The sequence below is a fragment of the Geothermobacter ehrlichii genome, from assembly GCF_008124615.1.
GTDB lineage: Bacteria > Desulfobacterota > Desulfuromonadia > Desulfuromonadales > Geothermobacteraceae > Geothermobacter > Geothermobacter ehrlichii.
This window is the reverse complement of sequence record NZ_VNIB01000001.1, coordinates 419,284-441,094: the sequence shown is the minus strand read 5'-3', so window position 1 is coordinate 441,094 and position 21,811 is coordinate 419,284. Positions and strand designations below refer to the sequence as shown.

At 61.8% G+C, this 21,811-nt stretch carries 24 protein-coding genes; 3 read left to right on the top strand and 21 right to left on the bottom strand.

Going from position 1 to position 21,811, the window contains the following annotated elements; all coding sequences use genetic code 11:
* Positions 1–61: 61 nt before the first annotated feature.
* Positions 62–1,915, top strand: a complete 1,854-nt coding sequence (locus EDC39_RS02165; protein ID WP_148894463.1) for an AMP-dependent synthetase/ligase — start codon at positions 62–64, stop codon at positions 1,913–1,915.
* An 83-nt stretch (positions 1,916–1,998) separates the two neighbouring features.
* Here EDC39_RS02165 and EDC39_RS02160 read toward each other — a convergent pair whose 3' ends face one another.
* The 20 genes from EDC39_RS02160 to EDC39_RS02065 form a co-directional block, all read right to left on the bottom strand.
* On the bottom strand, positions 1,999–3,351 hold the full coding sequence (locus tag EDC39_RS02160; protein ID WP_148894462.1) for an OmpP1/FadL family transporter: 1,353 nt from the start codon (positions 3,349–3,351) through the stop codon (positions 1,999–2,001).
* Positions 3,352–3,502: 151 nt separating this feature from the next.
* On the bottom strand, positions 3,503–4,813 hold the full coding sequence (locus EDC39_RS02155; protein WP_148894461.1) for a homoserine dehydrogenase: 1,311 nt from the start codon (positions 4,811–4,813) through the stop codon (positions 3,503–3,505).
* 17 nt (positions 4,814–4,830) lie between these two features.
* Complete coding sequence (locus tag EDC39_RS02150; RefSeq protein WP_148894460.1) at positions 4,831–5,307, bottom strand: hypothetical protein; 477 nt, start codon at positions 5,305–5,307, stop codon at positions 4,831–4,833.
* Positions 5,304–5,774 (bottom strand): transcription antitermination factor NusB, encoded by a 471-nt coding sequence (gene nusB, locus EDC39_RS02145; protein WP_148894459.1) that lies wholly within the window; start codon positions 5,772–5,774, stop codon positions 5,304–5,306. The genes EDC39_RS02150 and nusB overlap by 4 nt, the downstream gene beginning before the upstream one ends.
* Positions 5,775–5,777: 3 nt before the next feature.
* A complete protein-coding gene (gene ribH / locus EDC39_RS02140) occupies positions 5,778–6,242 on the bottom strand; it encodes a 6,7-dimethyl-8-ribityllumazine synthase (RefSeq protein WP_148894458.1) in 465 nt (154 codons plus the stop codon).
* A 33-nt stretch (positions 6,243–6,275) separates the two neighbouring features.
* Positions 6,276–7,481 (bottom strand): bifunctional 3,4-dihydroxy-2-butanone-4-phosphate synthase/GTP cyclohydrolase II, encoded by a 1,206-nt coding sequence (locus EDC39_RS02135; protein ID WP_148894457.1) that lies wholly within the window; start codon positions 7,479–7,481, stop codon positions 6,276–6,278.
* 11 nt (positions 7,482–7,492) lie between these two features.
* Positions 7,493–8,137 carry a riboflavin synthase gene (locus EDC39_RS02130; protein ID WP_148894456.1) on the bottom strand — a complete coding sequence of 215 codons (645 nt, stop codon included), beginning with the start codon at positions 8,135–8,137 and terminating at the stop codon, positions 7,493–7,495.
* Positions 8,122–9,216: a bifunctional diaminohydroxyphosphoribosylaminopyrimidine deaminase/5-amino-6-(5-phosphoribosylamino)uracil reductase RibD gene (ribD, locus tag EDC39_RS02125; RefSeq protein WP_222862821.1), complete on the bottom strand. Its 1,095-nt coding sequence runs from the start codon at positions 9,214–9,216 to the stop codon at positions 8,122–8,124. The genes EDC39_RS02130 and ribD overlap by 16 nt, the downstream gene beginning before the upstream one ends.
* A gap of 23 nt (positions 9,217–9,239) precedes the next feature.
* Positions 9,240–9,719, bottom strand: coding sequence for a transcriptional regulator NrdR (gene nrdR / locus EDC39_RS02120; RefSeq protein ID WP_148894454.1), 480 nt, complete (start codon positions 9,717–9,719; stop codon positions 9,240–9,242).
* Positions 9,716–10,180 carry a deoxycytidylate deaminase gene (locus tag EDC39_RS02115; RefSeq protein ID WP_148894453.1) on the bottom strand — a complete coding sequence of 155 codons (465 nt, stop codon included), beginning with the start codon at positions 10,178–10,180 and terminating at the stop codon, positions 9,716–9,718. Before EDC39_RS02115 ends, nrdR begins: the two co-directional genes overlap by 4 nt.
* Positions 10,181–10,183: 3 nt before the next feature.
* The gene (gene glyA / locus EDC39_RS02110; RefSeq protein WP_148894452.1) at positions 10,184–11,434 is read right to left on the bottom strand and encodes a serine hydroxymethyltransferase; all 1,251 of its coding nucleotides are present in this window, start codon (positions 11,432–11,434) and stop codon (positions 10,184–10,186) included.
* A 96-nt stretch (positions 11,435–11,530) separates the two neighbouring features.
* Positions 11,531–11,983 (bottom strand): ribose 5-phosphate isomerase B, encoded by a 453-nt coding sequence (gene rpiB / locus EDC39_RS02105; RefSeq protein ID WP_148894451.1) that lies wholly within the window; start codon positions 11,981–11,983, stop codon positions 11,531–11,533.
* Positions 11,980–13,218 (bottom strand): beta-ketoacyl-ACP synthase II, encoded by a 1,239-nt coding sequence (fabF, locus tag EDC39_RS02100; RefSeq protein ID WP_148894450.1) that lies wholly within the window; start codon positions 13,216–13,218, stop codon positions 11,980–11,982. Before fabF ends, rpiB begins: the two co-directional genes overlap by 4 nt.
* A 95-nt stretch (positions 13,219–13,313) precedes the next feature.
* Entirely contained in the window at positions 13,314–13,547 is a 234-nt protein-coding gene (gene acpP / locus EDC39_RS02095) for an acyl carrier protein (RefSeq protein ID WP_148894449.1), read from the bottom strand.
* A gap of 74 nt (positions 13,548–13,621) precedes the next feature.
* Complete coding sequence (fabG, locus tag EDC39_RS02090) at positions 13,622–14,359, bottom strand: 3-oxoacyl-[acyl-carrier-protein] reductase (RefSeq protein ID WP_148894448.1); 738 nt, start codon at positions 14,357–14,359, stop codon at positions 13,622–13,624.
* A gap of 41 nt (positions 14,360–14,400) precedes the next feature.
* Positions 14,401–15,321, bottom strand: coding sequence for an ACP S-malonyltransferase (gene fabD / locus EDC39_RS02085; protein WP_148894447.1), 921 nt, complete (start codon positions 15,319–15,321; stop codon positions 14,401–14,403).
* 28 nt (positions 15,322–15,349) lie between these two features.
* On the bottom strand, positions 15,350–16,330 hold the full coding sequence (locus EDC39_RS02080) for a beta-ketoacyl-ACP synthase III (protein WP_148894446.1): 981 nt from the start codon (positions 16,328–16,330) through the stop codon (positions 15,350–15,352).
* Positions 16,331–16,345: 15 nt separating this feature from the next.
* Positions 16,346–17,389, bottom strand: coding sequence for a phosphate acyltransferase PlsX (plsX, locus tag EDC39_RS02075; protein ID WP_148894616.1), 1,044 nt, complete (start codon positions 17,387–17,389; stop codon positions 16,346–16,348).
* 22 nt (positions 17,390–17,411) lie between these two features.
* Positions 17,412–17,591, bottom strand: coding sequence for a 50S ribosomal protein L32 (rpmF, locus tag EDC39_RS02070; protein ID WP_148894445.1), 180 nt, complete (start codon positions 17,589–17,591; stop codon positions 17,412–17,414).
* Positions 17,592–17,675: 84 nt separating this feature from the next.
* The gene (locus tag EDC39_RS02065) at positions 17,676–18,251 is read right to left on the bottom strand and encodes a YceD family protein (protein ID WP_148894443.1); all 576 of its coding nucleotides are present in this window, start codon (positions 18,249–18,251) and stop codon (positions 17,676–17,678) included.
* Between the two features lie 219 nt (positions 18,252–18,470).
* On the opposite strand from EDC39_RS02065, the gene mazG reads away from it, so the two are divergent.
* Both mazG and EDC39_RS02055 read left to right on the top strand, forming a co-directional pair.
* Positions 18,471–19,235, top strand: coding sequence for a nucleoside triphosphate pyrophosphohydrolase (mazG, locus tag EDC39_RS02060; RefSeq protein WP_148894442.1), 765 nt, complete (start codon positions 18,471–18,473; stop codon positions 19,233–19,235).
* Positions 19,236–19,473: 238 nt separating this feature from the next.
* Positions 19,474–19,866, top strand: coding sequence for an FxsA family protein (locus EDC39_RS02055; protein WP_148894441.1), 393 nt, complete (start codon positions 19,474–19,476; stop codon positions 19,864–19,866).
* 71 nt (positions 19,867–19,937) lie between these two features.
* Here the strand turns inward: EDC39_RS02055 and htpG are convergent, their stop codons facing one another.
* Entirely contained in the window at positions 19,938–21,803 is a 1,866-nt protein-coding gene (gene htpG / locus EDC39_RS02050) for a molecular chaperone HtpG (RefSeq protein ID WP_148894439.1), read from the bottom strand.
* Positions 21,804–21,811: the final 8 nt, after the last annotated feature.

The window sequence follows — 21,811 nt, the reverse complement described above, 5'->3', positions numbered from 1 at the left end:
AGGTTTCGAGAGATTTGGACAGGTCAGCATCAAATTTCTACCGTACGACATGGAGGCCAAAGTGCAAACCATTGACCAGCTGATCGGACAGAGCTGCGAGCGCAACAGGGGCAAGGCCGCCTTGCGTGAAAAACGGGCCGGCCGCTGGAGCGACATTACCTATGACGAACTCTGGACCAAGTCGGCCCGCGCCGCTGCTGCGCTGCCCCCGAAGCGGTTTCGGCCCGGCGAGCATGCCGCCATCATCGCCGCCGCATCGCCGCGGTGGGTCGCCGCCTATCTCGGCATTCTTCGCCGCGGCGGCGTCGCGGTGCCCATCGACAAGGAGTTGAAAGCCACCGAACTGCGGCACGTCCTGTCCGACTGCGAAGCCAGGGTCCTCTTCACCGAGCAGGCCTACCTCGATACCATTCTCGGCCTGCTCGACGATCTGCCGAAGCTCGAACGGCTGGTCCTGCTCGATCATGACGACATCGAGCTGAGCCGAGGTGAAGAGATCGACGCTCTGGTCGAAGCCTGGAAGGAACTGGTCATCACATACAGGATTCCGGCGGAAGAGGTCCGACGTATCGAGGCGCTCGCCCGCGAAGTGGCCAGTACCGAAGGAAGTTCTTCCGGGAAGGAGCGGAAGAACCTGAAGGAGCTCGACCTGTTCGCCCCCGAACGGGTCAACCTGAACAAACTGGCCAAATCGGGACGGCTGGTCTTCTTCTCGCAGCTCAAACCGGCCGCCGATCTCGGCCCGACCGAACGCCGGCCCGAAGACACCGCCGTCATTCTCTACACCTCCGGTACCACCGGCCGCTCCAAGGGAGCCATGCTCAGTCATGCCAACATTGTCTCCAACATCCAGGCGGCGGTGAAGCATTTCGATCTCGATGGCAGCATGACCACCCTTTCCTTCCTGCCCATCAACCACGTCTTCGAGCAGGTCTGCGGCATCCTCCTCCCCCTGTCGCTGGGCGGCACCGTCTCATTCGCCGAATCGCTGAAAAAGCTGGGAGAGAACCTGGCGGAGGTGAAACCATCCTTCCTGCTCGGGGTGCCGGCGGTCTACCGCCTGGTGCTGGACAGGATCCGCAAGCGGATCAACAGCCAGCCCATGGCCCGGCTGCTCTACGCCAATCCCCTCACCCGCGGCATCGTTGCCCGCAAGATCAGGCAGTCGGTAGGCGAAAACACCAAATTCGTCAGCGGCGGAGCGGCCCTCGATCCGGAGATCGCCCGCGGCTACCACGAACTGGGGCTGCAGCTCTTCCAGGGATACGGCATCACCGAAACCTCACCGGTCATCTCCGCCGAGGCTCCCGGCCGGCAGAAGGCGGGCACCGTCGGACCGCTGCTCGAGGGGGTCGAGGTCCGCATCGACAACCCCAACGAGGAAGGAATCGGCGAAATCGTCGTCCGCGGCCCCAATGTCATGCAGGGCTACTACAAGCGGCCCGACGAAACGGCCGAAGTCCTGAACGACGGCTGGTACCGGACCGGCGATCTGGGCCGCATGGACGAAGACGGCTATCTCTCCATCTGCGGCCGGGTGAAAAATCTCATCGTCACCCCCAACGGCAAGAACGTCTATCCGGAAGAGGTGGAGAACGAACTGCTCAAGAGCCCCTACATCGCCGAAGTCATGGTCTACGGCCACAAGGTCAGTCCCACGGCCGAGGAGGTCTACGCCGTCATCTATCCGGACCAGGAACAGCTCGACAACTACCAGCGGGAAAGAAAGAAAGGCCCGTTGAGCCGCGCCGACGTCGAGGAACTCATCCGCCGCGAGGTCCTGGCCTGCGGCAAGCGTCTGGCCGACTACAAGCGGATCAAGAAATTCACCCTGCGCGACGACGAATTTCCCAAAACCACGACCCGCAAGATCAAGCGCTACGTCGTCGAGCCGGAAATTTCCGCCAACAGGTAAACGCCCGTCCCCGACTCGCCCATCGAAAAAAAAGCCCGGCCGAAACGGCCGGGCTTTTTACATCGTGAATGGCTCGCGTGGAATCAGAAGTTCCAGTTGAGCTGCAAGCTGGCAATATCGACCGAGTTTTCGAATTCGCCGACCAGATCGCCGCGGAAGAAGTTCTCTCCGGTGGGATCCGTTCCGGCCAGCTTGTTGATCTTGGCATCGGGGACGAACAGGTGGGTGTAGCCGAAATCGAGGCTGAGGGCGTCGCTGAAGCGGTAGCCGGCGCCGACGGCGACCCAGTAACGGTCTTCACCGGGAATGCGCGGCGTGCGGTACTCGGCACCGGGAATCGGCGTCTCGTCGAAGGCGACCCCGAAGCGCAGGTCGAGGCTGTCGTTGACCGTATAGACACCGCCGAGCGAAAGCCGCCAGTTGTTGTCCCAGTTTTCCGTTGTGACGCTGTCAGGCAGTACACCGTTAGCAAATTTGACCCGCAACTCGTCGAAACTGCTCCAGAAGGTCAGAGTGGCATCGGCCATGACGGCGAAGCTGGGGCTGAAACGATGGTACCCGCTCAGGGAGAAGCTGGCCGGCAAATTGATGTCGGCCGAGGCATCCTGGTTGACAAATCCGGCACCCTGGAGAATGGGAATGAAACCGGCCGGAACGTTGTCATAGGAAAATTCGGCCGTCCCCTTGGCCTCGTAGTTGACCTGCGACCGGTAGTGGGCGCCGATGCGGCTGTCCTCGTCGAACTCGTACAGGACGCCGACATTGAAGGTGAAGGCCCAGTCGTCGGCCTCCAGCACGGAAAAACCGTCCTGCTGTGTCGGCACGGCTCCGGGGACTGCACTGGCGGCAAGAATGCTGCCGAAATCGACGGCCGAACTCAGTTCGGCGTCGATGCGCTGGGCGCTGGCACCGACGGCGACACTCAGGTGGTCGTCGACCTTGCAGGCCACCACCGGGTTGATGTTAATGGTCTCCACGTCCGACTTGACGGCGTGGTAGCGGCCGATCCAGTTGCGGTCCCACTCGGTCACCAGCCCGAAGGGGGCGTTGATGCCAAGACCGAAGGCCCAAGGGCTGTTTTCCGGGTTGTAGACATAGTAGAGATTGGGGACGAAGGCGCTCTCGCCGCCATCCTTGCCGGAGCCGGTGATCGGTACGGAACCAAGCAAGGCGCTGGTCTGGGCGGTACCACTGAAATCGGCCTGCGGATAGATGATGTGCATTCCAACCACGACCTGCTGTCCCTTGATGCGGGTAATGCCGGCAGGGTTGAAAAAGATGGTGGTTGCATCCTCGGCTACGGCGGCACCGCCGGCAAAGGCGTTCCCCAGACCGGAGACGCTCTGCTCGATGATGGCGAATCCGGAACCATAGGCGGACCCGGCCATGCAGACCAGTACGAACAGGGCGACTACAATTCTTCTGACGATCCTCATAACTCCTCCTGAATAGAATTGCGGGCGAAAGCTGTGTGGATTTTATCCGTCCGCAGGCCCATAGGCAAGTACAAAATAAAAAGGCGTTTTAAAAAAGTGGACCCCAGGAAGATCACGCGGCCCACATGGACAAGCCTATTTTAATCTTACTTCAAAGCTGGTTTTCGATGCGGATCAGGTGCGATTTCTCCCGCACAATGTCGAGCTGGTCGATCTGCTGCAGCGCAGCCTGTACATCCCGCTCTCGGGCCTCATGGGTCATAATGACGATCGGCACCGCCTCGGCTTCGTGCCTCTCGGGCTGCACCATGGAGGCAATGCTGATCTGATGCTGTCCGAGGATGCCTGAAATGGCCGCCAGCACTCCGGGACGATCGACGGTGGTAAAGCGCAGGTAGTACTGGGTCACGACATCGGCCATCGGACGAACCTGCAGCTCGCGCAGCTGTCCGGGATGGCAACCCAGGCCGTGGGTCCGCGCCCCCTGGCCGCGAACCAGATTCCGGGCCAGGGCCATCAGGTCGCCGACAACGGCACTGGCGGTCGCGTCCATGCCGGCTCCCAGTCCGTACTGCATTACGGGACCGACAAAATCGCCGACCACCCGGACCGCGTTGTAGGCGCCGTCGACATCCGCCAGCGGATAGTGCTTCGGAATCATGGTCGGATGCACCCGCGCCTCGATGGTCCCGTCATCATGCCGCTTGCCGATGGCCAGCAGCTTGATCCGATAGCCGAACTGGTCGGCGAAACGGATATCCTGGCTGGTGAGGCTGCTGATCCCCTCGCTGTGAATGGCAGCGAAATCGATGTTGGTTCCGAAGCAGAGACCAACGAGCAGCGCCAGCTTGTGGGCGGTGTCGACCCCTTCGATATCGAAGGTCGGGTCGGCCTCGGCGTAACCGGCCTGCTGCGCCTCGGCGAGCACGGTGGCGAATTCCTCGCCTTCGTGGGTCATCCGGGAGAGAATGTAGTTGCAGGTTCCGTTGAGGATGCCGAACACCGACCTGAACCTGTTGCCGCAGAGATTTTCCTTGAGCGAGGTGATGATGGGTATGCCGCCACCGACAGCCGCCTCGAAGAGAACTTCGACCCCCTTTTCGGCAGCAGCGGAGAAGATCTCCCTGCCGTGCAGGGCCAGCAGGGCCTTGTTGGCCGTCACCACCTGTTTGCCGTTCTCGATGGCGCGCAGGACAAAGGTGCGGGCCGGCTCATAGCCACCGATCAGTTCGATGACGACATCGATCTCCGGATCGTCGAGGATGCTCATGGCATCGGAGGTGAGAATCCCGGCATCGACACGAACACCGCGGTCGCTGCTGATGTCGAGGTCCGCGATGCGAACCAGACGCAGCCGGCAGCCGAGCCGCTCCGCCAGCAGCTCGCCGTTGTTTTGCAACAGCTTGACCACTCCGGTGCCAATGGTGCCGAAACCGAGCAATCCGACCTTGATTTCCTTCATGATGCGAACGTCCCTTTCTAGAGATTGAAAACCGCAGCCGCGTGATCGTGCAGGTAACTGCGATTGAAAGTGACCAGGCATTCCAGGGCGCTTTTTTCCGGCCTGCCGAGAATCTCCTGCAGCGCACCGAGCCAGTATTCCCGATCGGGCCAGCGCTCAACCGGCGGCGCCATGGCCAGGCAGCCGAAACCGGCATCAAGAGCCGTGTCGACGGCCTCGGCCAGACAGTCCTGCGGCGGTTCGACTCCAACCTTTGCCAGGGGGAAAAACAGAACCCAGGGGCTGGCGATCCGTCCTGACGAACGGACGAGAAGCCGTTGCTCAAGCCGGCCTCCTTCGGTGCTGCGCAGATGATCGGCCAGCACCCCGCCGAGCCGGCAATCGAACAGACCGGCGGGGCCGTCCGGCGCAACGGTGGCGGGTTCGAAAAAGACCACGGCCAGATCGGCCTCGATCCGGTCGGGCGGCGAAACAACCTCCTGAAGTCTGCTCATCCGGCCGATTTCGCCTCCCGGTCGCGGGCGATACGATCGAGAATGCCGTTGACGAAGCCCGGGGTTTCGGCGGTGCCGAACCGCTTGCCGATTTCGATCGCCTCGTTGATGACGACGCTGGTCGGCACATCGGGACAGAAAAGCAGTTCATAGGTTCCCAGGCGCAACAGGGCCAGATCGACCCTCGCCATGCGGTCGAGACTCCAGTTGCGGGAACAGTCCGCAATGCGCGCGTCGATCCGCTCGAGATGCGCGTGTACCCCCCTGGCCAGTTCATCGGCGAACTGGCGCACTTCGTCTGGAACCGCCTCCGCATCTTCGACCGCCTCGCCCAGCACGTCGTCACGGAAACGGAAGTTCCGCCAGAAATCGGCCAGGATGCGGCCGATCTCCTGGTTCAGGCCGGCAAAGCCGTAAATGATCTTCAACGCCAGCTCCCTGCCCTGGCGACGCACTCCCCTGGCCATCGATCAGAGAGCCTTGCAGAGATTGACCATTTCGATGGCGCTGATCGCAGCTTCGGCGCCCTTGTTGCCCGCCTTGCTGCCGGCCCGCTCGACCGCCTGTTCGATGGTGTCGGTGGTCAGCACGCCAAAGATGACCGGCACACCGGTCTCGAGACCGACTGCGGCGATCCCCTTGGACACCTCGGCGCTGACATAGTCGAAATGCGGTGTCGAGCCGCGGATGACCGCACCGAGACAGATGACCGCATCATACTTGGAGGACGTGGCCAGCTTCTGTGCCGTCAGGGGGATTTCAAACGCCCCGGGCACCTTGACGATGGTCAGATCCTTTTCCTCGGCACCGTGGCGCACCAGCGCGTCGAGTGCGCCTTCGAGCAGCCGGTCACAGATGAAACTGTTGAAACGGCTGACCACCAGCGCGATTTTCACCCCCCTGGCCTCCAGCTTTCCCTCGACAACCTTGACCATGACATCTTCTCCTTTGATCGGTTGGCATTCCGCTCAGATGTTTTCCAGCAGATGCCCCAGCTTTTCTCTCTTGGTTTTCAGGTACTTCAGGTTTTCACCGGTCGGTTCGACCTGAATCGGCACCCGTTCGACGATCTCCAGGCCGTAACCTTCGAGACCGACAATCTTGCGCGGATTGTTGGTCATCAGCCGAATCTTGCGGACTCCGAGCTCGGAAAGGATCTGGGCGCCGATGCCATAGTCGCGCAGGTCGGCCTTGAAACCGAGCATTTCGTTGGCCTCGACCGTATCGCAGCCCTGGTCCTGCAGGGCGTAGGCGCGCAGCTTGTTGATCAGTCCGATGCCCCGCCCCTCCTGGCGCATGTAGAGGATGACGCCGGCGCCTTCGTCGGCGATCATCTGCATCGCCGCATGCAGCTGATCGCCGCAGTCGCAGCGCTGGGAACCGAAGACGTCACCTGTGAGACATTCGGAATGGACGCGCACCAACACCGGTTTTTCGCCGTCGATCTCCCCCTTGACCAAGGCCAGATGATTCAGGTTGTCGACGTCGTTCTCGTAGGCGATGGCGCGAAATTCGCCGCCGTAGGGTGTCGGCAGGACGGTCTCTGCCGCCCGGCGCACCAGCAGTTCCTTGCGCATGCGGTAGGCGACAAGATCGGCGATGGTGACGATCTTCAGTCCATGCTGATCGGCGAATTTCCGCAATTCGGGCATCCGCGCCATGGTGCCGTCTTCGTTCATGATCTCGCAGATGACCCCGGCCGGCTTGAGTCCGGCCAGCCGCGCCAGATCGACCGATCCTTCGGTCTGGCCGGCGCGCACCAGCACCCCGCCCTTTTTGGCCCGCAGCGGAAAGACATGACCCGGCCGCGCCAGGTCGGACGGACCGGTTTCGTCGGCGATGGCCACCTGGATGGTACGGGCGCGGTCGGCGGCGGAAATGCCGGTGGTCACGCCGCGACGGGCCTCGATCGACACAGTGAAGGCGGTACCGAAAGACGAGGTGTTGGCCTGCACCATCAGCGGCAGGTCGAGATAATCGGCGCGCTCCTCGGTCAGCGAGAGACAGATCAGCCCCCGGCCGTACTTGGCCATGAAATTGATCGCCTCGGGCGTTACCTTCTCGGCGGCCATGGTCAGGTCGCCCTCGTTCTCCCGGTCCTCGTCATCGACCAGAATGACCATCTTGCCCTGGCGGATGTCCTCCAGGGCCGCTTCAATCTTCGCTAGCGGCATGACAACCTCTTTCAGAGAAAACCGTTGCGGGCCAGAAGATCGAGGCTCAACCCCTCGTTGCGATCCGTTCGGCCCTGCAGCAGGCGTTCGACATATTTCCCGAGAATATCCGTCTCTATATTAACCTTCTGTCCGGGTCTGATGGCAAACAGCGTCGTTTTTTCCAGTGTATGGGGGATGATGGCGACGGAAAAACCGTCGGCCCCGACGCTGTTGACCGTCAGACTGATGCCGTCGATGGCGACCGATCCCTTTTCCACCAGGTAGCGGAGCGCCTCCGCCTCCAGGGCAAAATCGAGAACTTCGGCGTTGCCCGCCGTGCGCCGCGAACGCAGCGTGGCGATGGCATCGACGTGCCCGGTGACGATATGGCCACCGAGCCGGTCGCCGAGACGCAACGCCCGTTCCAGGTTGACCCGGTCCCCCGGCTGCAGAGCCGCCAGCACCGTGCGCTCGAGCGTTTCCGGCGAAACATCGACGGTAAACTCGTCGCTGCCGACATGGACGACCGTCAGACAGGCGCCGTTGACCGCGACACTGTCTCCGAGCCGGAGGCTGGTCACCGGCAGGCCGGTGGCGATGGTCAGCTGGCACAGGCTGCCGCCACGCTGGAAACGGCGCAGGATACCGACATCCTCGATCAGTCCGGTGAACATGGTAGCATCTCCCCTTCGATGAGCAGATCGCTGCCGACGCGGTCGACACGATGGTAGCGCAGGCGATGGGCCGCCCTTATATAGCCGACATCGGGACCGCTGAAAAGTCCGGCGCCGTCGTCGCCGCCGAACAGCACCGGCGCCACATAGAGGCGGACCCGGTCGATCAGCCGCGCCTTCAGCAGACTGCGATTGAGGGTGGCGCCGCCCTCGAGCATCAGATGCATGATCTCCCGCTCGGCCAGCGCCCGCAACAGCGACTTAGGATCAACGCCCTGTCCCTCGATCTCGTCGCAGATCAGGATTTCGGCGCCGGCCGCCTCGAGCGCCCTGATGCGCTGCGGGTCGGCCTGCGGCGTGGTGGCGATGATGACGCCGGCGCCGGCCTCACCGCGAACGACGGCGGCCTCGGGCGGAGTGCGCAGTCGCGAGTCGACGACCACCCGCAGCGGATCCCGCCCGGCACCGTCCGGCAACCGGGTAGTCAGACGCGGATTGTCACGCAGAACCGTGCCGACGCCGACCATGATGGCGTCGACCCGGTCGCGGAACCGGTGGACGTCGAGCCTGCTCTCTTCGCAGGAAATCCACTGGCTCTCGCCATGTCCGGTGGCGGTGCGCCCGTCCAGGGTCACCGCCGCCTTGAGCGTTGTCAGCGGCCGCCCGGCGAGCATGAAGGTGCGAAACGGCCCGATGAGCCAGCGGCACTCATCCGCGAGCAGGCCGGTTTCGACCTCGATTCCGGCCTGGCGCAGCATCGCCAGCCCGCGGCCGGCCACGACCGGGTTGGGATCCTCAATACCCGTTACCACCCGGCGGATGCCGGCCTCGATCAGGGCCATGGCACAGGGTCCGGTCCGCCCGGTGTGCGAACAGGGCTCGAGGGTGACGTAGATCTCCGCCCCGCGCGCGGCTTCCCCGGCCTGCAGCAGGGCTTCGATTTCGGCATGCGGTTGACCGGCGCGCCGGTGCCAGCCCTCTCCGACCACGACACCGTCCCGTACGATGACAGCACCGACGGGAGGGTTGGGCCGTGTCCGCCCATCTCCCAGGCGCGCGAGCTCAAGAGCCCGGCACATGAATTTCTCTTCCCTGCCGGTCATCAGGCGCGCTGTTTCGGACCCTTCTGGTTCTGGGCCAGCAGCTCCTGCAACTCGTTCATGAACTCGTTGATGTCCTTGAACTGCCGGTAGACCGAGGCGAACCGCACGTAGGCGACCTCGTCCAGGTCATGCAGCACTTCCATCACCATTTCACCGATGCGGCTGGCCTCGATCTCCTTCTTTCCGCTCTCCTGCAGGGTCAGCTCAAGACCGTCAACCGCCTTTTCGATGGTTTCGATCGAAACCGGCCGTTTTTCGCAGGCCCGCTGCATGCCGGCGATGATCTTGGTGCGATCGAACGGTTCCCGGCGGCCATCCTTCTTGATCACCAGCGGCAGGGTTTCCTCGATCCGCTCGTAGGTGGTGAAGCGCTTTTCGCAACCGGCGCATTCACGCCGGCGACGGATATTGTTGCCATCCTTGCCCAGCCGGGAATCGACCACCCGGGTGTCAGCGAAGCCGCAAAACGGACATTTCATGCTTCGTCTCCCTCCTCATCGGCGGAAAAGGGTACCAGTTCGATTCCGGCTTCCTGCAGCATCTGCAGCGACAGCTCGTCCGGATAGCCCTCGAGGTAGACCACCTTGCGGATACCGGCGTTGATCAGCATCTTGCTGCAGATGATGCAGGGCGAATGCGTACAGTAGAGGACACCGCCATCGAGATTGACCCCGTGCCGGGCCGCCTGGATGATGGCGTTCTGCTCGGCATGCAGGCCGCGGCAAAGCTCGTGCCGCTGGCCGGAAGGCACCTTCAGCTGCTCGCGCAGACAGCCCGCCACCTCGCAATGGGTGATGCCGGATGGCGTTCCGTTGTAGCCGGTCGCCAGGATGTTCTTCGCCTTGACCACCACGGCGCCGACCTGTCGCCGCAGACAGGTCGACCGACTCGCCACCAGGGTGGCGATATCCATGAAATATCGGTCCCACCCCGGTCGCATCGATCACACCAGCCTGTGAGCGTAGAGCGGAAAGCGCTGGCAGAGCTCCTTCACCTCCTTGCGGATCCGCGCCAGCACCTGCTCGTTGCCGATATTGTTCAGGGCCTCGGCGATCCATTCGCCGACCTGGGTCATCTCGGCCTCCTTCAGCCCGCGCGTGGTCGTTGCCGGCGTGCCGATGCGGATGCCGCTGGTCACGAAGGGCGAACGGGTATCGAAGGGGACTGCGTTCTTGTTGACCGTGATGCCCGCCTGTTCGAGGGTATGCTCGGCGACTTTGCCGGTCAGCTCGGTGCCGCTGAAATCGACCAGCATCAGGTGATTGTCAGTACCACCGGAAACCAGGTTGAAACCCCGGCTGACCAGGGCCTCGGCCAGCACCCGGGCATTTTTGACCACCTGGGCGGCGTAATCCTTGAACTCGGGCTGCAGGGCCTCCTTCAGGGCGACCGCCTTGGCGGCGATGACATGCATCAGGGGACCGCCTTGGATGCCGGGGAAGATGTTGCTGTTCAGCTTCTTGCCCCATTCCTCGGTACAGAGGATCATGCCGCCGCGCGGCCCGCGCAGCGTCTTGTGGGTCGTGGTCGTCACGAACTCGGCATGGGGGACAGGGTTTGGATGCTCTCCCGCCGCCACCAGACCGGCGATGTGGGCCATGTCGACCATGACCACGGCGCCGACCTTGTCGGCAATGGCGCGAAAGGCGGCGAAATCGATGACCCGCGGATAGGCGCTGGCGCCAACCACGATCAGTTTCGGCTTGTGCTCGAGGGCCAGCCGTTCCACCTCGTCGTAATCGATGGTGCCGGTCTCTTTCTTCACCCCGTAGGGCACGACATTGTAGAGCTTGCCGGAGAAGTTGACGGGTGAACCATGAGTCAGGTGTCCCCCGTGGGCCAGGTTCATGCCCAGCACCGTATCGCCCGGCTGGCAGACCGCCATGTAGACGGCCATGTTGGCCTGGGAACCGGAATGGGCCTGGACATTGACATGCTCGGCACCGAAGAGCTGCTTGGCGCGTTCGATGGCGAGCTGTTCGGCCATGTCGACGAATTCGCAGCCGCCGTAATAGCGCTTGCCGGGATACCCCTCGGCATACTTGTTGGTCAGCACCGATCCCTGGGCCTGCAACACCCGCTCGCTGACGAAGTTTTCCGACGCGATGAACTCCAGGCTGTATTCCTGGCGTTCGGTTTCGAGCCGAATGGCCCGGGCGATTTCGGGATCGAAATCCTGCAGCAGATTCTCCATTGTCAAGCCTCCGGTCAACTCTTCCCGGCGCCATGGCGCCGGTTCGTTCTTGCAGCCGATAAAACAACTTGGGCAGGCTCTCGCCTGCCCACCTTTTTACTCGCGGCAGCCGAGCTTTTTTTCCAGCTCGGCAATCTTGTCGAGCCGCCGCTGGTGCCGTCCGGCCTCGAATTTCGCATCGAGCCAGATCCCGACCATCACCGTGGCCCGGTCGGCGGAGAGAACCCGCCCGCCCATGACCAGAACGTTGGCGTTGTTGTGTTCCTTGGCCATCTGGGCCATGAACTCGTCAGTGACCAAGGCGGCACGCACTCCGGGAAACTTGTTGGCGACGATCGACATGCCGATGCCTGTACCGCAGACCAGTATCCCCTTCTCGGCCTCGCCGCTACTCACCATGCCGGCGACCTTTTCCCCGAAATCGGGGTAATCGACGGAATTGCCGTTCGTCGTGCCGAGGTCTAGAACCTCGATATCCCGCTCGCGCAGATAGTCGGCGATGGCGTTTTTCAGCTCGAGACCGCCATGGTCGCTGCCGATCACGATCATCCGTCAACCTTTCTGAACACAAGGGTGGCATTGGTGCCGCCGAATCCGAAGGAGTTGCTCAGGCCGACCCGTACCTCGGCCTCGCGCGCCTGGTTCGGCACGTAGTCAAGGTCGCACTCCGGATCGGGTTCGTCGTAGTTGATGGTGGGAGGTACCACGCCCCGGTCGATGGTCAGGGCGAGATAGACTGCCTCGATGCCGCCGGCGGCGCCAAGAGCATGACCGGTCATGCTCTTAGTCGAGCTGACCATCAACTTTTTGGCATGGTCGCCAAAAACCGACTTGATGGCCATGGTTTCGTAGAGATCGTTGAACGGCGTCGATGTACCGTGGGCGTTGATGTAGTCGACCTCTTCCGGGTTAACCCTGGCACCGTCGATCGCCATCTTCATGCAACGGGCCGCACCCTCGCCACCCGGGGCGGGCGCGGTCAGGTGATAGGCATCACCGGTCAGGCCATAGCCAACGACCTCGGCGTAGATGCGGGCTCCCCTCTTCTTGGCGGATTCGTACTCTTCGAGGAAGAGAATGCCGGCGCCTTCGGCCATGACAAAACCGTCACGGCTCTTCTCGAAGGGCCTACTGGCCGCCGCCGGCTCGTCGTTGCGGGTCGAAAGGGCCTTCATGACGTTGAAACCGCCGATGCCCAGGGGGGTAATGGTCGACTCGGCGCCGCCGCAGATCATGGCGTCGGCATCACCCCGCTGAATGACGCGGAAGGCGTCGCCGATGGAATGGGTGCCGGTGGCGCAGGCCGAAACGGACGAGAGGTTCGGTCCCTTGGCCCCGGTCCGCATGGAGATGAAACCGGGGGCAAGGTTGATGATCAGCATGGGGATGAAGAAAGGCGAGATCTTCTTGTATCCGCCCTCGAGCATCGCCTTGTGGTATTTCTCGATGGTCGGCAGACCGCCGAGACCGGCACCGACCTGCACGCCGACCCTTTCGGCATTCGACTCGTCGATGGTGAAACCCGCATCCGCCAGCGCCATATCAGCGGCCGCCACGGCGTACTGGATGAACAGGTCCATCTTGCGCTGTTCTTTCTTATCGATAAAATCTCCGGCGTTGAAGTCTTTGACTTCGCCGGCGATCTGGGTTGGCAAATCCGATGCATCAAAGGATGTGATCCGGTCGATGCCGGACTTTCCCTGGGTCAGGGCGTCCCAGTTCTTGTCCAGTCCGGTTCCCAAGGGGGATATGATTCCAAGCCCTGTAATGACAACTCTTCGCATGATGTTCACCAGCCTCCACCGGGGTGGCCGGGCATCCCACCCGACCGACAGCGGGTGAGCACGAAGGCCCGGTCGGGCCTTCGTGCTCATTGTTTTCAGGAGTTTTCGTTGATGTAGTCGATGGCGTCCTGAACCTTCTGGATCTTCTCGGCGTCCTCGTCGGAAATTTCGATGTCGAATTCCTCTTCCAGAGCCATGACCAGTTCGACGGTGTCGAGGGAATCGGCACCGAGGTCATCCATGAAAGAAGCCTCGGGGGTGACCTGAGCCTCGTCGACGCCAAGCTGCTCGGCGACAATCTGCTTTACACGTTCTTCAACAGAAGCCATAACTTGTTACCTCCTCGGTTGATATCGGTTTTCGCAAACCGATCTTTTGGATAGTTGACCGTTCGTCGTCAACTCTACATATACATCCCGCCGTTGACGCCAAGCACCTGTCCGGTGATGTAGCCCGCCGCCTCGGAAGCCAGGAAGGCAACGGCGACAGCCACATCTTCGGGGGTACCGAGACGGCCGATGGGAATCTGCTGTACCAGCTCTTCCCTGGCCTTGTCGGTCATGGCATCGGTCATGGCGGTTACGATAAAGCCGGGAGTCACCGCATTGACGGTGATATTCCGCCGGGCCAGTTCCCTGGCGTTCGACTTGGTCAGCCCGATCATGCCGGCCTTGCTGGCGCAATAGTTGGCCTGACCGGGATTGCCCATCTCGCCGACGACGGAACTGATGTTGATGATCCGGCCGTAACGCTGCCTGGTCATCGATTTGGCCACAGCCCGCGTCAGCATGAAAGCGCCCTTGAGGTTGGCGTCCATGACCGCGTCCCAGTCCTGGTCCTTCATGCGCAGCAGCAGGCCGTCCCGGGTCAGTCCGGCATTGTTCACCAGTATATCGATCCGCCCGAAATGCTCCAGGGTCTTTTTCACCATATCGTCGACGGAAGCGGCCGAGCTGATATCGCCGGTGACGATCAGGGCCTCGGAACCGGCCTGGCAGATCGCTTCCGCGACCCCCTCCAAAGCCTCGCGGTCGCGGCCGGCGGCGGCGATTTTGGCCCCGCGGGCCGCCAGCTCGATAGCGATGGCACGACCGATTCCTCGGGAAGCACCGGTGACCAGGGCAATCTTTCCTGCGGGCATGTCGAACAATCTCCTTGCTTAAGCGGATTTCAGTGCGAATTTCAGGATCGGAGGGCGTCGAGTTCGGCGGTGGTGCCGAACGTTTCGATGCGCGTGCCACGGGCCATACGCTTGATCAGGCCGGCCAGAACCTTGCCCGGACCGATCTCGATAAAGCGATCCACACCCTGCCCGACCATGCAGCCAACGCTCTCTTCCCAGCGAACCGGCGCACAGACCTGGGCAACGAGCAGTTCCCGCACCCGGCCTGCATCCCGGTTGACCTGCGCCTCGACATTGGTCACCACCGGAACCTGCAAGCCGCGGACGGTGACCTGGTCGAGAACCGCGGCCAGCCGGTCGGCCGCCGGCTGCATCAGCGGGCAATGGAAGGGGGCACTGACCGGCAAAGGAAGCGCTCGTTTCGCCCCCTTCTCCCTGGCCAGGGCGACGGCCCGTTCCACCGCCGCGGCATGACCGGCGATGACCACCTGCCCCGGACTGTTGAAGTTGGCGGGAGCAACGATCTCGCCATCGGCCGCCTCGTCGCAGACCTGCTGCAAAAGGCCGGGGTCGAGGCCGATGATCGCCGCCATCGCCCCCTGCCCGACCGGAACGGCCTCCTGCATGAAGCGGCCACGGTCGCGGACGGTGCGGACGGCGTCGGCGAAATCGAGGGCGCCGGCGCAGACCAGAGCCGAATATTCGCCCAGCGAATGCCCGGCCACCAGATCGGGTTGCAGGCCGGTCTCCTGCTGCAGAACGCGCAGCGCCGCGATGCTGTGGGTCAGAATGGCGGGCTGCGTGTTTTCGGTCAGTTTCAGATCTTCATCCGGGCCGTCGAAGCAGAGGGACGCCAGATCGAAGCCAAGGGCGTCGTTGGCCTGTTCAAAGGTCTCGCGGGCGACGGCAAACCGCTCGGCCAGATCCTTGCCCATCCCGGCGGCCTGGGACCCCTGTCCCGGAAAAACGAATGCCAGCATATCGTCGTCTCCCCTTTTACGTTGCCGATTACCAGCGAATGAGGACCGAGCCCCAGGTAAAGCCGCCGCCGAAGGCGTCGAGCAGCACCAGGTCGCCTTCTTTCAGCATCCCCTGGCGATTGGCCTCGTCCAGAGCGACGGGAATGGTCGCGCCCGAGGTGTTGCCGTACTTGTGCACATTGACGAAGACCTGGTCTTCGCCGAGACCGAGCCGCTTGGCGACGGCATCGAGAATGCGGATATTGGCCTGGTGCGGGATGAACAGACGCAGGTCGCCGGCCTTGATGCCGTTGGCGGCGAGCGCCTCCTCGGCGACTTCGGTCATGGAGCGGACAGCGACCTTGAAAACCTCGTTCCCCTGCATCCTCAGGAAGGGGATCCGCTCCTTGATCCCCTGCTCGCTGACCGGGTGACGGGTGCCGAATCCGGGCTGATAGAGAAGCTCCCAGTAGCTGCCGTCGGAATGAAGATGGGTGGAAAGCACGCCGGAACCGCCATCGGTCGCCTCGACAACAACCGCGCCGGCGGCATCGCCGAACAGTACGCAGGTGTTACGGTCGGTCCAGTCCATGATCCGGGTCAACACCTCGGCCCCGATCACCAGCGCCTTGCCGACCGCGCCACTGACGACTTGCTTGACAGCGGAATCGAGAGCATAGATAAAACCGCTGCAGGCCGCAGACACATCAACGGCGAAGGCGTTCTTCGCCCCGAGCCGATCCTGCACCAGGCAGGCGGTCGCCGGCCAGGGAAAATCGCCAGTAATGGTGCCGACGACGAGATAGTCGATCTCCTCGGGAGCGACCCCCGCCATCTCCAGCGCCCGTCGCGCGGCATTGACGGCCAGATCGGATGTCGCTTCCGAATCGGCAGCCACGCGCCGTTCCCGGATGCCGGTCCGGGTCGTTATCCACTCATCGGAGGTATCGACCATCTTTTCCAGGTCGTGGTTGCTCAGAATCTTTTTTGGCAGGTAGGACCCGGTTCCGGTAATACGCGCTCTCAGCATGACAATGAACCTCCCTCAGGCACCGTTAATGGCCGGCTGCCCGTCATCCATAGCGGACTGTTCGCTGGCCGTGACAACACTCAGCGCTTCTTCAAGGGTTTGATTGACATTCTTCTCCACATAGTCGGCGGCGAGCTTGACGGCGTTCATGATCGCCTTTTCGTTGGAACCGCCGTGACAGATCATGCCGGTGCCGGCCACCCCCAGAAGCGGCGCGCCGCCGTATTCGGCGTAATCGATTTTCTTGCGGAACCGCCGGAAGGCAGGACGGGCGAGAAGGTAGCCGAGCTTGGCAAGAAGACTGCCCGACATCTCCTGGCGCAGCATGGTGGCAAGGGCCTCTGCCAGGCCTTCGGAGGTCTTCAGCACCACGTTGCCGACAAAACCGTCGCAGACGACGACATCGACCGAACCGTTGTAGATGTCGCGCCCCTCGACGTAACCGACGTAGTTGATGTCGGAACGTGTGAGAAGCGTGTGCGCCTCACGGGTCAGCTCGTTGCCCTTGCTCTCCTCCTCGCCGTTGGAAAGCAGCCCGACACGCGGATCCTCCTTGCCGAGAACCAGCTTCGAGTAGACCGCCCCCATTAGAGCAAAGCGGCTCAGGTGCCGCGGACGGCAATCGACATTGCCGCCGGCGTCGAGCACCATGGTCTCGTTGACCAGATTGGGCATAATGGCGGCGATCGCCGGTCGTTCAATCCCTGGAATCCGCTTGAGAATGAACATGCCGGCAGCCATGGTGGCACCGGAATTGCCGGCACTGACCACGGCCTGTGCCTCGCCACGCTTGACCAGTTCGAAAGCGACCCGGATGGAGGAGTCCTTCTTCTTGCGGATAGCGTCGGATGCCGAATCGTGCATCCCGACGACCTCGCTGGCATGCTGGATGGTTATGGAAAGGCCATCCGTGGCGTGGGAAGAGAGCTCCTGCGCGATGCGGTCCGAATCACCGACAAGAACCACTGGAATTCCCCATCGCCGGCAAGCAGCGACAGCGCCCGCAACCTCGACGGCCGGGGCGTTGTCTCCACCCATAACATCGACGGCGACAGTGATTTTCCCCTTCAAGCGAAACCCCTCAATCCTCGCCGCTCAGAATCTCTTTGCCCTTGTAGAACCCGCAGTTGGGGCACACACGATGGGGCTGTTTCGGTTCGTTGCACTGGGGGCAGGTCGAGACGCCGGGCGGGGTCAGGCTGTCATGGGCGCGGCGCATGTCCCGTTTCGATTTCGACGTTTTCTTCTTTGGCACTGCCATCGGTTCTGCTCCTTACCCGGAAGCGAGGGTCCGGGATTTGATTGTTTTTTTATGCGGGCCTGCCCGGAAGACGTCTGCGCAGCCTCAGTCGTCCTCGTCGGCAGACGGAATCTTCAAATCCTTCAAAGCAGCGAAGCGGTTGTTGAAAACCGGAGCCTCGCAACTGCAGCGACCGGCATTGAGATCCCTGCCGCAATGGGGGCAGAGCCCGGCGCAGTCGTGCCGGCACAACGGCTTGGCCGGCAGCTCGAGCACAATCTGCTCAGCCAGCAGCGAACGCAGATCGATCTGTTCGCCCTCGACGTGAATCAGCCCCAGCTCGTCGGGCGTCAGCTCGACGCCTTCCTCGTCCGTCTCTTCGCCGACATCGGCGATCACCGGCAGCTCACGGGTAAAGGTCAGACGGAACACGGCGTGCAGCTGGCGGGAGAAGTCGGCCAGACAGCGGCTGCAGCCGAGCCGGACGGAAGTCGCTATCCAGCCGTCGACCTCGAGCATGTCGACCAGCCGGCGGGCGTGGATCTCCGCGCGAACGGGCTCGGAAAAGGTGCAGACGCCCTCGTCTACAAGTGCCTGCAGAACTGGAAACGAGGAGGCGTCATCCTCCCAGACCTCGTTCAGGCCCGCATCCCTGACATCATCCCACTCGAGCTGAAACAAAATTACCTGCCCTCCATGCGAGAGCGCGTAGTATAAGACCTGCCGAAGGCATGTCAAGAGAAAAGCAGGACTTTCCTCCCCTGCCGAAGGCCGTTTTTTATTAGCCCATTCCCGATAAATTTGCAAGGCATTTCCCGGCCGCCATTCCTGCGTTGACTTGCCGCCCCCCCCCCTATACCTTGTGAAGACCGGACCGAACACGAACCAGGAGGACAACCCGTGCCAAGACTGTCAGAACTCGAAGCGTCGAAATCGCCGGGAGATGCCTTTGAGCGGCTCTGCGACATCATGCACCGATTGCGCGGACCTGGTGGCTGTCCCTGGGACGCCCGCCAGACTCCGGAGAGCCTGAAGCCCCATATCCTTGAAGAAGCTTATGAAGTTATCGAGGCCATCGACCTGAAAGACAACGATAAAATCTGCGAAGAGCTTGGCGATCTTCTGCTGCAGGTCGTCTTTCAGGCCGAGATTTTCAGACAACAGGAAGCCTTCGATGCCACCGTCGTTGCCGACAGCATCGCCGACAAGCTGGTGCGGCGTCATCCGCACGTTTTCGCCGACGCCGACTGGTCGTGTGAAAAGGAGCTGCATCTCCAGTGGGAACGGATCAAGAGCAAGGAGAAACCCAAACGCGGCACACAAGGCCCGTTCGATACCATCCCGAACACCCTGCCCGCCCTGATGCAGGCCCAGAAGCTGGTTTCGAAAGCGATGAAATCAGATCTGGAACAGGACAGGCGAAAGACCATTCTCGTCCGCATGAGCGACCGGCTGGCCGCCCTTCCGCCGACAGACGCCGAACCGGAAGGGGCCGAAGAGCTCATCGGCGAGCTGCTTCTCGAGGTCGTCCGGCTCGCCGCCAGTCTCGGATGCGATGCCGAAACCAGCCTGCTCAGAACCATGAACGCCTATCGGCAACAGCTCAATGCCGCCATCGGTCAGGGTAACAATTCGGGTAATTTTTCATCCGCAAACCGAAAATGACCGACTTTCAATAGGATTTCTTCCTTGTCCACAACAGGTGTGGACAGCCTGTTCAGAATGCTGTGCATAACCTGTTGGCAAAGTGGATTGATGGCACACCTGGCACATTGCCTACTTTTTAGGCAAACAAGAAACGCTCGTAACAACGGCACCTTACCCGTACCATCGCACAAATGGTTTCGCACCTAATGAAAAAATGGGCCACGCATTGCTGGCCGACGCAACCACGGGAAAAGAGATGTTCATAAGAATCGTACTGATATTCATCGCCGTGCCGGTACTCGAAATCTACACCCTGCTGCGCGCCGGCGAACTGATCGGCCTCTGGCCCACCCTCGGCCTGATCCTGCTGACCGGGGTAGCCGGCGCCTGGCTGGCGCGCACCCAGGGACTGGAACTGCTGCTGCAGATCCAGCGCGAACTGGCCGCGGGGCGCATGCCGACCGAAAAGCTGTTCGACGGGGCGATGGTTCTCGCCGGCGGTCTGGTGCTGCTCACGCCCGGATTCTGGACCGACCTGCTCGGCTTCTTCTGCCTGGTGCCGGCCACGCGTGAACTGCTCAAGAAAGTTCTGAGGAAGTGGGCGGAGAAAAGGCTGGCCTCTGGCTCGGTCCGCATCTACCGCTTCTGAGCCGGAAAGCACCGCCCACTACCTGAAAGAAAACGGGGTGAGCCCCGCGCCCACCCCGTTCCGGCAACTGTTCATCCCTCTTCGGTCTCGGCCGCTCCGACCAGCTCCAGCAGCCGGGCGCTTCGTTGCAGAAACGCCTCCATCCGTTCCCGGTCGAAGGCTTGACCGGACAAGCAGGCCAGATCGTAGACATGCCTGAGGGCAAGTTCAGCCGTGTCCCGCCGTCCCGAGCGCAGCAGCTCGACAATCCTCTTGCCGGCCCGGCTGCCGATGTTGACCAGAAAGGTCTTTTCATCGTCACCGTCCGGCAGATCCCTGCCGGAAAGACGGGTCATTTCCCGAAAACGGCGCAGCCTCTCGTCGACCAGCAGCAGGCCGGGCAGCTGTTCGTCCTTCAGGCTTTCGACCCGCACCCGGACGCCCTCTTTGCCGAAAAGCCCGGTCGCAAACTCGTTCAGCAGCTCCCGTGGAGATTTTTCACTGTCGGCACTCACCAGGTCGGCGGCCTTGTCCTCCTCGTCAACCAACGATGCATCCACTTCGGCATCGACCCTGATGAAGCGCAGCGACGGATTTTTCATCTCAAGGAACTGGATGAAATGGCTGTCGATCATGGCGTCAAGAATCAGCACTTCTCTGCCCTGACTGTTGAACAGCCTGACATAGGAAGCCTGGCCGACCTCGTCGGTGGCATAGAAGATCTTGTCGCCCTGGTCCTTGCTGGCCCGTTCCCGATAATCCTTCAGGGTGGTATGGCCGCTCTCGTGGGTGGTGCGGAACAGGACAATGTCCTCGACCCGGGAGCGGAACTTGTCGTCCTGCATCATGCCGAACTTGACAAAGGTGTGGATCATCTCCCAGACGTCGACAAAGGACTCCCGGTCCTTTTTTGCCAGTTCGACGATCCGGGCCGCGACCCGGCCGGCAAGAACCTCCCGGATCTTCCTGACCTGCGGCTCTTTCTGCAGATAGCTGCGGGAGACGTTGAGCGGCAGATCGGGCGCATCGAGACACCCCTGCAGCGGCAGCAGAAACTCGGGGATCAGCTCGGGGCAGTTGTCGGTGACGAAAACCTGGTTACAGAAAAGCTTGATGTGGCTTTTGGTGACGTCGAACTCGTTGTTGAGCCTGGGAAAGTAGATGATCCCCCTGAGGTTGAACGGAAAATCGACATTCAGATGAATCCAGAACAGGGGATCTTCGGCCAGCGGATAGAGTTTGCGGTAGAACTGTCTGTACTCCTCCTCGGAAATCTCGCTCGGCGTGCGGCACCAGAGGGGAGCGCAGTCGTTGACCACCTCGCCCCCCAGCCGAATGGGGACCGGCAGAAAATTGCAGTAGCGCTTCAGAACCTGCCGCAGCCGCTCCTGGTCGAGAAATTCGGACGATTCCTTGGCGATATGCAGGATAACTTCGGTACCGCGGTCGGCCTTGGCAAAGGGACGCAGCTCGTACCGGGTTGAGCCGTCGCAGACCCAGTGGGCACCTTCGGCGCCCTCCTGGTAGGACAGAGAACGGATTTCGACCTTGTCCGCCACCATGAACGCCGAATAGAAGCCGAGGCCGAAATGACCGATAAGCTGGTTCGGATCGGCGGCATCCCTGAACCGGCTGACGAACTCTTTCGCCGAAGAGAAGGCGATCTGGTTGATGTAGCGACGGATCTCGTCGGCCGTCATGCCGATGCCGTTGTCACGGACCGTGACCGTGCCGGCCGCCTTGTCCATCTCGATCTCGACCGCGAAATCGTCACCAATCTGCAGCCCCTCGACCGTGCCGATCTGTTTCAGTTTGTGAATGGCGTCGACGGCATTGGCGACGAGTTCGCGCAGAAAGATGTCGTGCTCACTGTAGAGCCACTTCTTGATGATGGGGAAGATGTTCTCGGTGTGGATGGAAATGTTTCCCTGTTCGATCTTTTCCTGCTGTTCCGACATGCTCAGTC